Raw genomic sequence first — 13,560 nt, 5'->3', positions numbered from 1 at the left:
GGCTCAGATGTGCCGGTGGCCGCCGGTGACCGCCGGGTTGTGGGGACGGGCACGGGCTGTACCGGGGGCCCGGAGAGCCCGCTAGTGCGCCCAGTGCCCGATCGAGTTGGTCGGGGCCTCCAGCTTGTCGGCGGTGACCAGGTAGGTCTCCATGGTGCCGTTGAGGATGGTGGTCTGGCCGGAGAGGAAGTCCGGCAGACCCAGGCCCAGTTTCGACAGCTCCGCGACGATCTGGTCGGGTGCCCAGTCGGCGTCGAGCGTGATCGGGATCTGGGTGTTCACGCCCATGAGCTGGGCAGTGATGGTCATCTTCTTGATGATGATGTGAAAGTTCCCGCTGAGGATGCTCGTGGTGCCCTGCGTGTCCTGACCGAAGTCGGGGAGCGGACTGCCCGCCGCGGAGGGGAACTGCGTCTGCAGGTTGGTCAGGACGGTACGGTCCGAGTCGATCCGGAAGGCCTTCTTCGGGCCCTGTGAGGTGTCGACGGTGACCAGCGACATCTTCATGTTCGGCGTCATGTCGGTGGTGTCGGCTTTGATGATGAAGGTCTGGCCGGAGATCGGCAGCGTGTCCAGCGGTGCCGGCGGCTCGACGTTCAGGCCCGGGATCTCCACCCCGAGGGCCTCCAGACCACCGTCGATCTGGCCCTGGAGGTCGGAACCGTCCGGCAGACCCGGTGACGGGAGCTCCGGGATCCGGAGCTCCGGCAGGGTCGGCTGTGCGGGGGCCGTCGGGGTCTCCCCGTCGCCGTCGCCGGCGCCGTTGTCCGTCAGGCCGGGGATCGTCGGCAGCTGGAGGTCCGGAAGTGCCGGCAGCTGGGCATTGGCCTCGGGGGTGTGCGAACCCACACCGACGGCCAGGGCGGCGACGACGGCGACGACAGCTGCCGCGGCACCGGAGGCACCGGCTGCGGTGCCGTTACCGCCGTTCTGCCGCGTCCGGCGGCCCGCTCCGCGCCGGGCCTTCCTCTCGGCTTTCTCGGCCTTGGCGTCCGCCTTGGTCTGCGGCACCCACGCCAGGGCGAGGGCGCCGCCGATCACGGCGAGGAGGGTGCCGATGATGAAGCCGCCGAGGTTGGACTGGGGGAGTGCGACGATTCCGAGGACCATCGCGGCGACACCGGTGAAGATACGCACCTCGCTGCGGAACCAGGTCATCAGGCCGCAGACGATGAGCAGGATGCCGATGACGAGGGTCGAGACACCGCCGAGCGTGGAGACCTGGATCTGGATGTTCGAGATCTCCATGCTCAGGTAGGCCGGGGTGAGGATCCACGCACCGGCGAGGATCGTCAGCAGGCCACCGGCGAACGGGCGGCGCCTGCGCCACCGGGTGAACCGGCGGTTCCCCTTCTCCAGCTTCTCCGTGGTGGAGGTGGAGTCGGCGGTGGACGCAGCTCCACCGGTCGCCGCGTCCTCAGCACCGGTCACGGGCGCGGTCACGTCCGTGGGGGTGTCCGGGGTGGAGGCGTCGGACATCAGCACTCGGCCTTGTCTGCGTCGACGACGGAGACCTTGCCACCGGCGGCGGTGAGCTTGTCGGCGGAGATGGAGGTCGCCTTGATGGTCTGGTCGAAGCCGTAGATGTTGTCGGCGTGCAGACCCCACTGGCCGGCGGACGCCTCATCCTCGAGCTGTGACGCGTCCACACCGATCTGCGGGTTGGTCAGCGTCATGCCGCCGTTGAGGCCGGGAGCGCCGATGATGAGGTTGTCGGCCTTGGTGTTGGCGCCCGGAACGATCATCTGGAACTTCTTCTCGCCGAGACCCGGGAGCTTGATCGGCGCGGCCATGCACATGTCGGTGACGGTGGCCTTCTTGAAGCGCAGGCGGGCGACGGCGGTGTCCCCGCCGTTGAGCTTGTCGACGCCGACGAAGATGGCGGCGTCGTCACCGTCGAGGGCGGAGACCTTCTGCGAGAAGATCGTGTTGGACAGCGCGAGGTTGGCGGAGATGCCGCCCTGCGCCACCGCGACGCCCATGCCCCCGGTGGCCAGGAGCCCGACGGCGAGAATGCCGGCGAAGCGCTTGCCCTTGATGTGTCCCATTGTGTTTCCTCCGTTGTCGCCGTCAGCGGCGTATGTCACTGGTGAAAGGCGGTCGGTCCGCCACAGCCTTGTCCGGGTCATCTTATCGCCCCACAACGGTTTTCTTGCACAATGTGGATATTTTTTCCGGAGTCATCTGGCAGTCTCCCGCTGACCTGCCCGTACGGTGAGCGCCAGTGCGAGGACCTGCACTCCCGCAAGGGCCAGTACCAGTGGAAACCAGCCCAGGTCGAAGACGTGGCCGAGGCCCCAGCCGAGGATCGACGATCCCAGGTAGTAGCTCATCACATAGGTGGAGGACGCCTCCGCCCGATCGCCCGCGGCCCGCGCCCCGACCAGGGAGGACGCCGTCGAGTGGGCGGCGAAGAAGCTCGCGGTGAACACCAGGACACCGACCACCGTCACCACGAGGTTCGGCACGAGCGCGATGAGAAGGCCGATGACCGACAGCAGTGACGCCCCGCTGAGCACCCGTCCGGGCCCGTACCTCGCGGCCAGCGTCCCGGCCCGGGTCGAGGACCAGGTGCCGGAGAGATAGAGGACGAACACCATGCCGGCCCACAGTCCGGACAGGCCGAAGTCCTCGGTGAGATGGAATCCGAGGTAGTTGTACAGCGAGACGAAGACGCCCATCAGCAGGAACGGCAGGATGAACAGCGGGACCAGCCGCGGATTGCGCCAGTGACGGCCCAGGGCGGTGATCTCGTGGCGCAGCGTGATCCGCTTCGGTGTGAAGTTGCGTTGGGCCGGCAGTGCCCAGGCGCACACCACACCGAGGAGAAGGGCGACGGTCGCGCCGGCCAGTGCGGCCCCGCGCCAGTCGGTGATCTCCAGGAACCAGGAGGGGATGAGGCGTCCGAGGAGACCGCCGAGGGAGGTGCCGGCGATGTAGAGGCCCATCACCCGACCCAGGTGCGCCGGGTGGATCTCCTCGGCGAGGAAGGTCATCGTCACTGCGGGTACCCCGGCCACGGCGACGCCCTGGAGGGCGCGCAGACCGATCAGTGCGCCGATGCCGGGCGCGAGGCACAGCAGGAGGCTGAGCACGGTGGCGGCCAGGACGGAGACCTGGAGGACGCGGCGGCGTCCGACCCGTTCGGAGATGATGCTCACCGGCACGACGGTGACGGCGAGCAGTCCGGTCGTCGCCGAGACGGTCAGCGCGGCGGTGGTGGGTGAGACGTGCAGGTCCTCACTGATCGACGGGAGCAGTGCCTGGGTGAGGTACATGGCGTTGAAGGACGCCAGACCCGCGGTCGCCGCGGCCACCATGACGCGACGGTAGCCGGGGTCTCCGGGGGAGAGTCCCGGGGTCCGCCCGGGCGTGTCTGGGATGGACGCTGTCATGGGACCCATGGTGCGCGGCGCGACAAACCCCGCAAAATGCAACAGTCAGCGGGTATTGTCCCGATATGCGCATTGATGATCTGGGATGGTTCCTCGACCTCGTGGAGACCGAGAACATGGCGGACACCGCCGCGGCCACCGGACTGAGTCAGTCCTCCCTGTCCCGCCGGCTTGCCGGACTGGAGGCGGAGGTCGGCTCCGACCTCTTCGACCGGCGGGGACGCATCCTGGTACTCAACCACCGCGGCGAGATCCTCGCGGCGGCCGCAGAACACACCCGTGACATCTGGCGGGGCGGTGTCGAGGAGGTGCGCCGGGCCGTCGACCCGGAACGCGGCACGGTCCGTCTGGCGTTCATGCACTCGCTGGGCACCTGGATGGTCCCCGACCTGCTGCGGGCCTGGCGCGCGGAGCATCCCACGGTCCGTTTCGAGCTGGTCCAGGGCGCGGCACGGCAGCTCATCGACCGGGTGGTGGAGGGGACGTCCGATCTCGCACTCGTCGGACCGGAGCCGGTCGGGCAGATCCGCGCCGGTCAGGTGCGGTGGTGGGAACTGGCCCAGCAGGGCCTCGGGCTGGCGGTCCCGGAGGGGCATCCCCTGGCGGTGGACTCGGCGGGGCGTCCCCGCACCTCCATCGCCCTGGCCGATGCGCGGGACGAGCCCTTCATCGCCATGCTGGAGGGGTTCGGGACCAGGATGATCCTCGACCAGCTCAGTGAGGACGCCGGCTTCCGCCCCACCCTGGTCTTCGAGTCCATGGAGCTGACCACGGTCGCGGGACTGGTCTCGGCCGGACTGGGCGTGGCACTGCTGCCGCTGGACGACCCGAACCTGCAGCTGCCCGGGATGCAGGTCATTCCGCTGGCCACCGACCGACGCCGCGAACTCGGCGTCGTGTGGTCGGCGTACGGTACCCCGGCCCCACCGGTTGCGGCGTTCCTGGATTTCGTGGTGGATGGTGGCGAGCCCGGTGGTGTCAGCGCCGGGCGGTGATCCGGGACACCACGACGCGCCAGCCGATGAGCAGGACGATGAGCATCACCGCGGCGACGATCATGAAGGACCAGTGCGGGAACTCGGTGTGCCGCAGGCCCCAGAACACCATGCCGACGACCCACGTGACCGCGACGATGACCCATGCGGACCCGGGGGCGGGGTGGAGACGTCCGCTGACGATGAGCCCCCATACGAGGGCCGTGCCGACGAGGAAGGGCCAGGTGGTGTCGAGCCAGCCGCCGAAGGACAGGGGGAGTTCGTCGGAGTTGTGCGCGATCCGCGCCAGGAGGGCGAAGACCAGGACCGCGATGACGTCGGCGATGACGGCGTTGCGGGTGCTGAGGCCGGCAGTGGCGGAGGTCGGCCCGAAGGGTTCCTTGGAGGACATGGGGTCAGTCTAGTTGGACGGTGGCCGGGGCGTGTCCGCTGCGGGGGTGCCGGGCGTGTCGGGTTCGCCGGCGGAGTCTGGTGCGCCGGGGGCGCCGGGCAGGGCGTTCTCCCCCCGGGCGGCCGACCCGCTCGCGATCTGGCGGAGGGTGGGGAAGTGCTGGGTGTCCACCGAGTCGCGGACGAAGGTCCACAGGAACACCAGCCAGCCGATGATGGCCAGGCCGAGGAAGCTGATCATGCGGAAGACGATCACCGCGGCGAAGGCCGTGGACGACCCCATCTGGGCCACGCCGACGAGCATGCCGGTGAGGGCGGCGTCCACCGGTCCCAGACCGCCGGGGGTCACCTGTGCCTGGCCGACGAGCTTGGCGGTGATGAACGCGAGGACCACCCCGGAGACCGCGGGACTCGCCCCGACGGCGTGGATGACGAACAGCAGGCAGAGGATCTCGGTGATCCAGTTCAGCAGGGACAGCGTGACCGAGGAGAAGAGGCGTGCCGGTGACAGGCGGACGGCGCTGAGCTGGTCGGCGAAACCGACGACCTTGTCGTGCCACCGGTCCTCCGGCGAGTTGCGCCTCCGGTTGAACCAGGTGAGGACGCGCAGCAGCCAGGACTCGACACTGTCCGGGTGCTTGGCGATCCAGTTCATTCCCCAGGCCAGCAGACACAGCGTGAGCAGTGTGAAGGCCATGGAGTAGGGGTGGACATCTGCGCTCAGGAAGAACATCGCGCCGAAGCCGAGGATCGCCATACCTGCCCCGGACAGCGCCCCGGAGAGCACCATGTACCAGCTGGCGATGACCGGGGTGGCACCCCACTTCAGCTGCTCGCGGAAGATCATCGCCGCGGAGATCGCCGGGCCGCCGGGGAACGTCGCCGACCAGGCGTTCGCTGCCAGGCCCAGGGCGTTGGCGGAGCTGCGCTTCACCGTCACCCCGGCGGAGCGCAGCAGCACGACCATCACCTCGGCCTGGGCGACCATGGCCAGCAGCATCGCCACGCAGGCGGCGACGACGTACCAGTTGTTGGCCTTCTTGATGGCGTCCCAGCCGTCGGCGAAGAGGTGGTAGTGACCGCGTGCGGCGAAACCGATGACCACCAGGAGTGCCAGGGTGAGCAGCGCCCGCACCCGGAAGTCCTTCATGAACAGGGTGAAGCGCCGCCAGCGGCCGGTCACCCGGACAATCGTGCCGTCGGTGCCGTCGGAAACCTCTGCATCGGCCACCGGGTCACCCCTTCCCCTCGCCGTGGCGGTCGCGTTCCAGCCGGGCCATGAGCTCTGCGAAGGGGACGGGGCCGTCCTCGTGGGCCCCGGATCCACGGTTCCCGGACGCACGGCCGTCGGGCTCAGGAACGGCGGGCTCCCGGGCTCCCGGTTCACGGCCGTCGGCTCCGGCGTCTGCGGCGGCGAACTGCCCGGTGGACTCCGGATCCACCGGGGCGTCCAGCCCCTCGAGCCGTTCGTTGTGCCCGATCTTCTCCGAGATGCGGGTGACCCACGCCGGTGCCCACCAGCAGTCCTCGCGCAGCAGGGCCATCAGTGCGGGCACCAGCAGCATGCGGATGACCGTGGCATCGATGACCAGGGCGGCGATCATGCCGAAGGCGATGTACTTCATCATCACGATCGAGGAGAAGCCGAAGGCGCCGCAGACCACGATCATGATCGCGGCGGCGGCGGTGATGATCCCGCCGGTCGTCGCCGTACCGAAGCGGATCGCCTCCTTCGTCGTCGCTCCGTGTGCCCTGGCCTCCACCATCCGGGAGACCAGGAAGACCTCGTAGTCCGTGGACAGCCCGTAGACGATCGCCACGATGAGCACCAGCACGGGGCTCATCAGCGGACCCGGCGAGAAGTTGAACAGGTCCGCGCCGACCCCGTCGACGAACAGCAGAGTGAGGATCCCGAGGGTGGCGCCGGTGCCGAGGAGGTTCATGATCACCGCCTTCGCCGGCAGGATCACCGAGCCGAAGACCAGCGACAGCAGGATGAACGTCGCGACGATGATGTACAGCAGCATCCACGGCAGTTTCCCGAACAGTGCGTCGATGGACTCGACCTCCATCGCCGGGGTCCCGGCGACCAGCACCTCCGCCCCGTCGACGTCGATGTCACGCAGGGCGTTGACGATGCGGTCGTTGTCGTCCCGGTCGGCGATGCCGGTGGACAGCACCGTCACCCCGTCCTTCGTGGGCTGACTGACCTGGAACGGGGCGGTGAGTCCCTCGACCGCGTTGGCCTGCTGGTACACGGCGCCGACCGCGGAGGAACCGCCGTCGTCCTGTCGGATGACCAGCTTCACCGGATCGGTGCGCAGTTCGGGGAAGCTCTCGTCGAAGTCGGTCTGCGCCACGCGGGTGGAATCGTCCGGTGGCAGGAAGGTCTCGTTGATACCGCCGAACCTCACCCCGCCCAACGGCAGGGTCAGCAGCAGCAGGACGCCCACCAGACCGACCGTGAGGACCTTGGCGTGCCGCATCGCGAAAGCGGGGACGCGTCCCCACCAGGAGTGGACCGTGGCGTCCTTCGTGCGGCCGCGGTGGAACAGGGACCACTTGTCGATGTTGGGGCCGAGCAGGGCGAAGACACTGGGCAGCACGATCACGGACAGCAGTGCGGCCAGTCCGACCGCGGAGATCGCACCGTAGGCCACCGACTTGAGGAAGGCCTGCGGGAACAGCAGCAGACTCGACAGGGCCACGGCCACCATGAGCGCGGAGAAGACCACGGTCTTCCCGGCGGACGCGGTGGTGTTGCGCACCGCTGTGCGGGTGTCACGTCCCTCGGCGAGCTCCTCCCGGAAGCGGGAGACCATGAACAGGCCGTAGTCGATCGCCAGACCCAGGCCCAGCAGCGTCACCACCGACTGGGCGAAGGTGTTGACCATGGTGATGTCGGCGAGCAGTGAGAGCACACCCATCGACCCGAGGATCGACAGCACGCCGACGAGCAGCGGCATGCAGGCGGCGACGATCGATCCGAAGACGAGGATGAGCAGGAGGGCCACGGCCGGCAGACCGATGACCTCGGCGCGGGCGATGTCGTCACTCATGCCGGTGTCCAGCGCCCCGGACACCGCCGTCGCTCCGGCGACCTCCACGGTCGCGCCGGGCACCTTGACGGTGTGCAGGGCGTCCTCGATCTCCCGGTAGTTCTTCAGCACCTGGTCCTCGACACCCTGCAGGCTGACCGAGGCGAAGGCGGCGGAGCCGTCGGCGGTGATCAGCTGCGACTGTCGGCTGTCGAAGTAGCTGAGGGTCCGGCGGACCTGGTCCGGGTGGGACGCGGAGATCGCGTTGAGCTGCCGGGTGAAGGTGGTGCGCACCTCCTCGGAGGACAGGTCGACGTCCGGGTTGTCGCGGGTGACCAGCAGGATGACGTCACCGGAGGCGTCGCGGCCGAAGACGTCCTGCTCGATCTGGGCGGCGCGGGTCGACTCACTGTGCGGGTCATCCCAGCCCTCCGAGCTCATCCGGTCGTCGAGTTTCGTGCCGACGAGCAGGTACAGCAGGGCGATGACCGCGACGACGACCACCGGGACCACCCGCCGCCAGCGGTAGGCGGTGTCTCCCCATCTGGTGAACAACGTGGATTCCTTTCGTGAGGGGCCGGGAGGGCCGGAGGACGTCAGCCGAGCAGGCTGCTGAGCGAACGGTAGGGCTGCAGCCAGGCGCCGCCGTCCGGCAGGGTGTCGAGACTGATCCGCGGCAGCGGTTCCCGGAAGACGCCCTCGATGTCCTCGAGGTCCACGAAGTCGAGGACGGGGTTGTCGACCGCCCAGTGGGCGTGCTCCCGGAAACCGAGGACGGTCACCGGAATCTCGTCGGCGAGCTCCTCCAGCGTCTCCCGGAAGTTGCGGCCGTCGGCGCTGGCCACGACGAGCCCGTCGAGGACGCCCTCGTCGTGCCGCCGCCGGATGTGCGCCAGCATGTCCGGGTCGACGTCGGAGTCCTCACTGGTCTTCGGTTTGGCGAAGACGGCGAAACCGACGTTGCGCAGGGCGTCGACCCAGCCGCGGACCTGGTCGGCGGACCCGGGGGCGACGTTGGTGAACACCGTCGCCTCAGGCTCAGGTTCAGGGCCGGGGTCCCGGGTGTCGGAGGCTGCACCCCCGGCACCGCCGCGGAACTCTTCGGCGATGTCGGCGGTCAGGCCGATGAGCCACCGGCCGACCGCGTCGAACCGGGGACGGTGCGCGGCGGTCGGTCGCGTCCCGAGCAGGGAACCGAGCCCCATGTCGATGTTCGGGGCGTCCCACACGAGCAGGACGACGGGCCGGCGTTCCGGCACCTCCGAGTAGGAGAAGGTGGTGTTCATCAGCGACGCCGCCAGAGGTACTCGCGGATGACATGGTCCTTGTCCAGGCCCTTGCCCTCGAACTTCGTGATGATCTGGCGGTCGGTGAGCACCGGGACCGTCACCTCCCGGTCCTCGGGCCAGCCGAGGTACTCCAGGTCCTCCTCGGCGTTCACCAGCTCGTCGATCCACTCCGCGTAGTCCGCGTGGTCGGTGGCGACGTGCAGGATCCCGCCCGGTCTCAGACGCGAGGCGATGAGGTGCAGTGTGCCGGTCTGGATGATCCGCCGCTTGTGGTGTCGGGCCTTGGGCCACGGGTCCGGGAAGAACACGCGGACCCCGGCGAGGGTGCCGGGGGCGAACATGCGCTGCAGCACCTCCACGCCGTCACCCTTGACCAGGCGGACATTGGTGATCCCGCCGCGGACCACCGCTCCGAGCAGCTTGGCGAGCCCGGGGCGGTAGATCTCCACGGCGACGATGTTGTGGTCGGTCTCCAGCGGGGCCATCGCCGCGGTGGAGGTGCCGGTGCCGGATCCGATCTCGACGATCGTGTCGTGGCCGGCGCGGCCGAACCAGTCGTCGAGGTCGATGATCTGGTCGTCGGCGGTGACGGGGTTCTCGTCGAGGACGCGGCCGAGGTGGGGCCAGTTCGCGTTCCAGGTGTTCTCCTGGTTGTCGGTGAGGGTGCCGCGACGGAAGCTGAAACTACCCAGTCGCGGATAATCGCGACCGTCGTTAAACTCTGTCTGGAGCGGCCGACCACGGTGGGTGGCTCGGGAGGAATCAGGTTCCTGCGGGGACTCCGGGGAATTTTCAGTAGTAGACATCCCTGCCATTGTGGCAGAACAGCAGCGCAGGGGAAACAACACCGGCATGATCGCCGGGACAGCGAACGGTCCGGCGGTGGCGTCGGGCGGGGGAGGAAACTGTGAGCACAGTGAACGCACCGGCGGTGCCGACGATCGTGTCCGTCATCGGACCGCACCGTGAGGAGGTCGCGGCGGTGGCCGCGGCCCTGCAGGAGAGGGTGCCGGGCCGGCGTTTCGTGATCGGCGCCGGTCCGGACACCGCCGGCGGTGTCATTGCGGTGGTGGCGGGGACTCCCCGCGGAGAGGAGCGGGTCGGGGAAACCGGGGTGCCCGGCGAGCCGGGGGAGTCCGGCGAGCCAGGGGAGGATGGCACGGACGGCGGGGACGGCGGCAGGGACGGCGGGGACGGCGGCGGGGACGCCGCGATCGTCCGTGCCGTTCGCGATGCCATGGGTGGCTGCATCCTCTACACGGGTGGCGCCCCGACCCCGGAACCCGGCGTGACGGTCGTCCGGTGGGGCCGTGCGTCAACTGACCGGGTCAGCCTCGACCGCCTCGTGGATGTCGTCGTCGACCACTGGATCGATGTGCCCCGGTGGGTCTCCGACGCCCGCCGTGCCGACGTCGACCGCGTCGACCGGGTCAGGGTCGCCGTCCGTCTCACCGCGGAACGACATGCAGCCGATCTGCTGGAACACCCCGGCGGGGTGGTTGCCGGTGACGCGGCGACGGCGGCTGGTCGGTCCCGGCTCGACGCCCTGTTCCGTGCCCGGCTGCGTTGTACCGTCCTGGAGCACGGTGTGGAGTGGCCGCACCTGTCCACCGGGCCGACGTCCGGCGGCGCATCCGCTGCGACCGCCCCGTCCCCCGTGCTTCCGCTGCCCCTGTCCTCCGGCGGCGACCGGCAACGGGAGCTGCTGGTACTCATGGCGTCCTGTGGTGCGGGGCTCGCCGCGGCGGTGGCGGCGGGCCGGCTGGCAGGGCCCGTGGTCGGCGTCCTCGTGGGGCTGGTCGTCGCCGTGACGCTGGCCCTGGTGAGACGCAGGATGCTCACCGGGGCGCGTCGCGAACGAGACCGGGCGGCGGGCGCCGCGCACCTCCGTCGGCGGTGGGGTGCCGTGGCCACGGAGGTGGTCTCCCGGTTGCGCGTGCCGACGGTGGCGGACGCCATCGTGGTGGAGACCACGGGGGTGGCACGATGAACGGCGACTGGTTCGCGCCCGACGGGCTCAGCGGTCTGGACGGACTGGAGCAGGTCGGCCCCGACGGGGCCGGGGGGCATCTCATCCTCGACATCGGCGACGTGAGTTACGGGTTGCCGCCGTCCCATGATCTGGGGGTGGACGCGGTGGAGGACGCCGTGACGCTCACCGACGACCGCGGGATGGCCGTGTGCGCCGACACGGACGGCGACGGGCACGTGGACCGGCTGTCCGTGGTGGGTTTCGACGGATCCTGGTCGAACTGGGAACGTACCGGACAGTCAGGTGAACCCCCCGGCACCCCCACCGCTCCCACGGATAACTGGACAACGGGAGGGTGGGAATGTGTGGAACGGGGGGGCTGGGGTTAGGCTGGGAAGGTAAAGACGCGATACTCACCACCCTTGTCAGGAGAATTCATGACCATCCCCGGGCTCGTCGGCCAGGCACCCACCACGAATGAGGAACTGCTGCAGTGGATCACCGATGCGGTGTCTCTCTTCGAGCCGTCGCAGGTCGTGTTCGTCGACGGCTCCGTGGCGGAGCGTGACCGACTGTCCCAGGAGCTCGTGGACGCCGGAACCCTCGTCAAACTCAACGAGGAGAAGCGGCCCAACAGTTTCCTCGCCCGGTCGAACCCGGCCGACGTCGCCCGTGTGGAGTCCCGTACCTTCATCTGTTCCGAGACTGAGGAGGGGGCCGGCCCGACGAACAACTGGGCGCCGCCCGCGGCGATGAAGGAGGAGATGACCGGCCATTACAAGGGGGCCATGAAGGGCCGCACGATGTACGTCGTGCCGTTCTGCATGGGGCCGATCGACGACCCGCGGCCGAAGCTCGGCGTGCAGCTCACCGACTCCGCCTACGTGGTGCTGTCCATGGGCATCATGACCCGCATGGGGCAGGCCGCCCTCGACAAGATCGGCGCCACCGGTGATTTCGTCCGCTGCCTCCACTCCGTCGGCGCACCGCTGGAGCCCGGCGAGGAGGACGTCGCCTGGCCGTGCAACGACACGAAGTACATCACCCAGTTCCCGGACACCGAGGAGATCTGGTCCTACGGTTCCGGTTACGGCGGAAACGCCATCCTGGCCAAGAAGTGCTTCGCGCTGCGCATCGCGTCCGTCATGGCGGAGCAGGAGGGCTGGCTCGCCGAGCACATGCTCATCCTCAAGCTGGTCAGCCCGGAGGGTAAGGCCTACCACGTGCTCGGCGCGTTCCCGTCAGCCTGCGGTAAGACCAACCTCGCGATGATCACCCCGACCATCCCGGGGTGGAAGGCGGAGGTCGTCGGTGACGACATCGCCTGGATGAAGTTCGGTGAGGACGGGCACCTCTACGCGGTGAACCCGGAGAACGGTTTCTTCGGTGTCGCGCCGGGAACCAGCAGGAAGTCCAACCCCATCGCCATGGAGACCATGGACGCCGGCAACACCCTGTTCACCAATGTGGCGCTCACCGACGACGGTGACGTCTGGTGGGAGGGGATGGGTGACGCCCCGTCCCACCTCATCGACTGGAAGGGCGAGGACTGGACCCCGGAGTCCTCCGAGAAGGCGGCGCACCCGAACTCCCGGTACTGCGTGCCGATCGCGCAGTGCCCGACCGCCGCGCCCGAGTTCAACGACTGGAAGGGTGTCAGGGTCGACGCCATCCTCTTCGGCGGACGTCGTGCCGACACGGTTCCGCTGGTCACCCAGACCTACGACTGGGACCACGCCACGATGGTCGGTGCGCTGCTCGCGTCCGGGCAGACTGCCGCCGCGGCCGAGGCCACGGTCGGTTCCCTGCGCCATGATCCGATGGCGATGCTGCCCTTCATCGGCTACAACGCCGGTGAGTACCTGCAGCACTGGATCGACATGGGTAAGAAGGGCGGCGACAAGATGCCGGCCGTGTTCCTGGTGAACTGGTTCCGCCGCGGTGAGGACGGTCGCTTCCTGTGGCCCGGTTTCGGCGAGAACTCCCGCGTCCTCAAGTGGGTCGTCGACCGCATCGAGGGTCGTGTCGGCGCCGAGGAGACCGTCGTCGGCCACACCGCCCGCTACGAGGACCTGGATCTCGAGGGGGTCCAGGAGCCGGAGGCTGACATCCGCGAGGCGCTCACCGCGCCGCCTGCGCAGTGGGCCAACGACATCGAGGACAACGACGAGTACCTCACCTTCCTCGGTCCGAAGGTGCCGCAGGAGATCCACGACCAGTTCGCCGCGCTGAAGCAGCGCGTCGAGGCTGCCGTGGCTGCAGAGAAGGCCGGGGTCTAGGGGGTTCCCGGCTTCCCGGGAGGGCCCTGTCCACGGGGTTTTTCGCGTCGGGGGGTCGGGTTCGGGGTCACGACGTAGAGTGGGCCGTGATGGCACATTTCCACGATTCCTGCACCCCTGACCTCGCCCGCGATCTCGCGGTCACCGGGGCTGCCGGCGTCACCGGGTCGGTCGGGGCGGTGGACCTCCGCACCGCCGCTGG

The 13,560-nt window shown here is 69.0% G+C and carries 12 protein-coding genes; 4 read left to right on the top strand and 8 right to left on the bottom strand.

The window, feature by feature from the left end:
• Nucleotides 1-81 precede the first annotated feature (81 nt).
• The 3 genes from QZV72_RS14175 to QZV72_RS14165 all read right to left on the bottom strand — a co-directional run bounded on the left by QZV72_RS14175 (nt 82) and on the right by QZV72_RS14165 (nt 3,395).
• Entirely contained in the window at nt 82-1,479 is a 1,398-nt protein-coding gene (locus tag QZV72_RS14175; protein ID WP_297009333.1) for a DUF6114 domain-containing protein, read from the bottom strand.
• Nucleotides 1,479-2,048: a DUF6230 family protein gene (locus tag QZV72_RS14170; RefSeq protein WP_297009332.1), complete on the bottom strand. Its 570-nt coding sequence runs from the start codon at nt 2,046-2,048 to the stop codon at nt 1,479-1,481. The genes QZV72_RS14175 and QZV72_RS14170 overlap by 1 nt, the downstream gene beginning before the upstream one ends.
• A gap of 132 nt (nt 2,049-2,180) precedes the next feature.
• A complete protein-coding gene (locus QZV72_RS14165; protein ID WP_297009331.1) occupies nt 2,181-3,395 on the bottom strand; it encodes an MFS transporter in 1,215 nt (404 codons plus the stop codon).
• 65 nt (nt 3,396-3,460) lie between these two features.
• Between QZV72_RS14165 and QZV72_RS14160 the strand changes: the two genes are divergently transcribed.
• A complete protein-coding gene (locus QZV72_RS14160) occupies nt 3,461-4,390 on the top strand; it encodes a LysR family transcriptional regulator (RefSeq protein ID WP_297009330.1) in 930 nt (309 codons plus the stop codon).
• Here QZV72_RS14160 and QZV72_RS14155 read toward each other — a convergent pair.
• Genes QZV72_RS14155 through trmB form a run of 5 tightly spaced genes read right to left on the bottom strand, consistent with a single transcriptional unit; the run spans nt 4,374 to nt 9,922 of the window.
• Entirely contained in the window at nt 4,374-4,781 is a 408-nt protein-coding gene (locus tag QZV72_RS14155) for a DUF3054 domain-containing protein (protein WP_297009329.1), read from the bottom strand. The two genes, QZV72_RS14160 and QZV72_RS14155, sit on opposite strands and share 17 nt — an antisense overlap.
• A gap of 9 nt (nt 4,782-4,790) precedes the next feature.
• Nucleotides 4,791-6,011 (bottom strand): flippase-like domain-containing protein, encoded by a 1,221-nt coding sequence (locus QZV72_RS14150; protein WP_367119107.1) that lies wholly within the window; start codon nt 6,009-6,011, stop codon nt 4,791-4,793.
• 4 nt (nt 6,012-6,015) lie between these two features.
• Nucleotides 6,016-8,373 carry an MMPL family transporter gene (locus QZV72_RS14145; RefSeq protein ID WP_297009328.1) on the bottom strand — a complete coding sequence of 786 codons (2,358 nt, stop codon included), beginning with the start codon at nt 8,371-8,373 and terminating at the stop codon, nt 6,016-6,018.
• A 41-nt stretch (nt 8,374-8,414) separates the two neighbouring features.
• Nucleotides 8,415-9,104 (bottom strand): NYN domain-containing protein, encoded by a 690-nt coding sequence (locus QZV72_RS14140; RefSeq protein ID WP_297009326.1) that lies wholly within the window; start codon nt 9,102-9,104, stop codon nt 8,415-8,417.
• Nucleotides 9,104-9,922 (bottom strand): tRNA (guanosine(46)-N7)-methyltransferase TrmB, encoded by an 819-nt coding sequence (gene trmB / locus QZV72_RS14135; protein ID WP_297009324.1) that lies wholly within the window; start codon nt 9,920-9,922, stop codon nt 9,104-9,106. The genes QZV72_RS14140 and trmB overlap by 1 nt, the downstream gene beginning before the upstream one ends.
• Nucleotides 9,923-10,014: 92 nt before the next feature.
• On the opposite strand from trmB, the gene QZV72_RS14130 reads away from it, so the two are divergent.
• The 3 genes from QZV72_RS14130 to QZV72_RS14120 are packed head-to-tail and all read left to right on the top strand — an operon-like array spanning nt 10,015 to nt 13,358.
• A complete protein-coding gene (locus QZV72_RS14130; protein WP_297009322.1) occupies nt 10,015-11,097 on the top strand; it encodes a hypothetical protein in 1,083 nt (360 codons plus the stop codon).
• Nucleotides 11,094-11,468: a DUF6802 family protein gene (locus QZV72_RS14125; RefSeq protein ID WP_297009320.1), complete on the top strand. Its 375-nt coding sequence runs from the start codon at nt 11,094-11,096 to the stop codon at nt 11,466-11,468. The genes QZV72_RS14130 and QZV72_RS14125 overlap by 4 nt, the downstream gene beginning before the upstream one ends.
• A 48-nt stretch (nt 11,469-11,516) precedes the next feature.
• The gene (locus tag QZV72_RS14120; RefSeq protein WP_297009319.1) at nt 11,517-13,358 is read left to right on the top strand and encodes a phosphoenolpyruvate carboxykinase (GTP); all 1,842 of its coding nucleotides are present in this window, start codon (nt 11,517-11,519) and stop codon (nt 13,356-13,358) included.
• Nucleotides 13,359-13,560 lie beyond the last annotated feature (202 nt).

The organism is uncultured Corynebacterium sp. (assembly GCF_902782855.1).
GTDB lineage: Bacteria > Actinomycetota > Actinomycetes > Mycobacteriales > Mycobacteriaceae > Corynebacterium.
This window is presented reverse-complemented; position numbering and strand designations above follow the sequence as displayed.

Excerpts from the sequence above, each read along its gene's own strand:
- QZV72_RS14125 (WP_297009320.1), top strand. The coding sequence starts at position 11,094 with ATGAACGGCGACTGGTTCGCGCCCGACGGGCTCAGCGGTCTGGACGGA.
- QZV72_RS14170 (WP_297009332.1), bottom strand. The coding sequence starts at position 2,048 with ATGGGACACATCAAGGGCAAGCGCTTCGCCGGCATTCTCGCCGTCGGG.
- QZV72_RS14155 (WP_297009329.1), bottom strand. The coding sequence starts at position 4,781 with ATGTCCTCCAAGGAACCCTTCGGGCCGACCTCCGCCACTGCCGGCCTC.
- trmB (WP_297009324.1), bottom strand. The coding sequence starts at position 9,922 with ATGGCAGGGATGTCTACTACTGAAAATTCCCCGGAGTCCCCGCAGGAA.
- QZV72_RS14165 (WP_297009331.1), bottom strand. The coding sequence starts at position 3,395 with ATGACAGCGTCCATCCCAGACACGCCCGGGCGGACCCCGGGACTCTCC.
- QZV72_RS14140 (WP_297009326.1), bottom strand. The coding sequence starts at position 9,104 with ATGAACACCACCTTCTCCTACTCGGAGGTGCCGGAACGCCGGCCCGTC.
- QZV72_RS14160 (WP_297009330.1), top strand. The coding sequence starts at position 3,461 with ATGCGCATTGATGATCTGGGATGGTTCCTCGACCTCGTGGAGACCGAG.
- QZV72_RS14175 (WP_297009333.1), bottom strand. The coding sequence starts at position 1,479 with ATGTCCGACGCCTCCACCCCGGACACCCCCACGGACGTGACCGCGCCC.
- QZV72_RS14120 (WP_297009319.1), top strand. The coding sequence starts at position 11,517 with ATGACCATCCCCGGGCTCGTCGGCCAGGCACCCACCACGAATGAGGAA.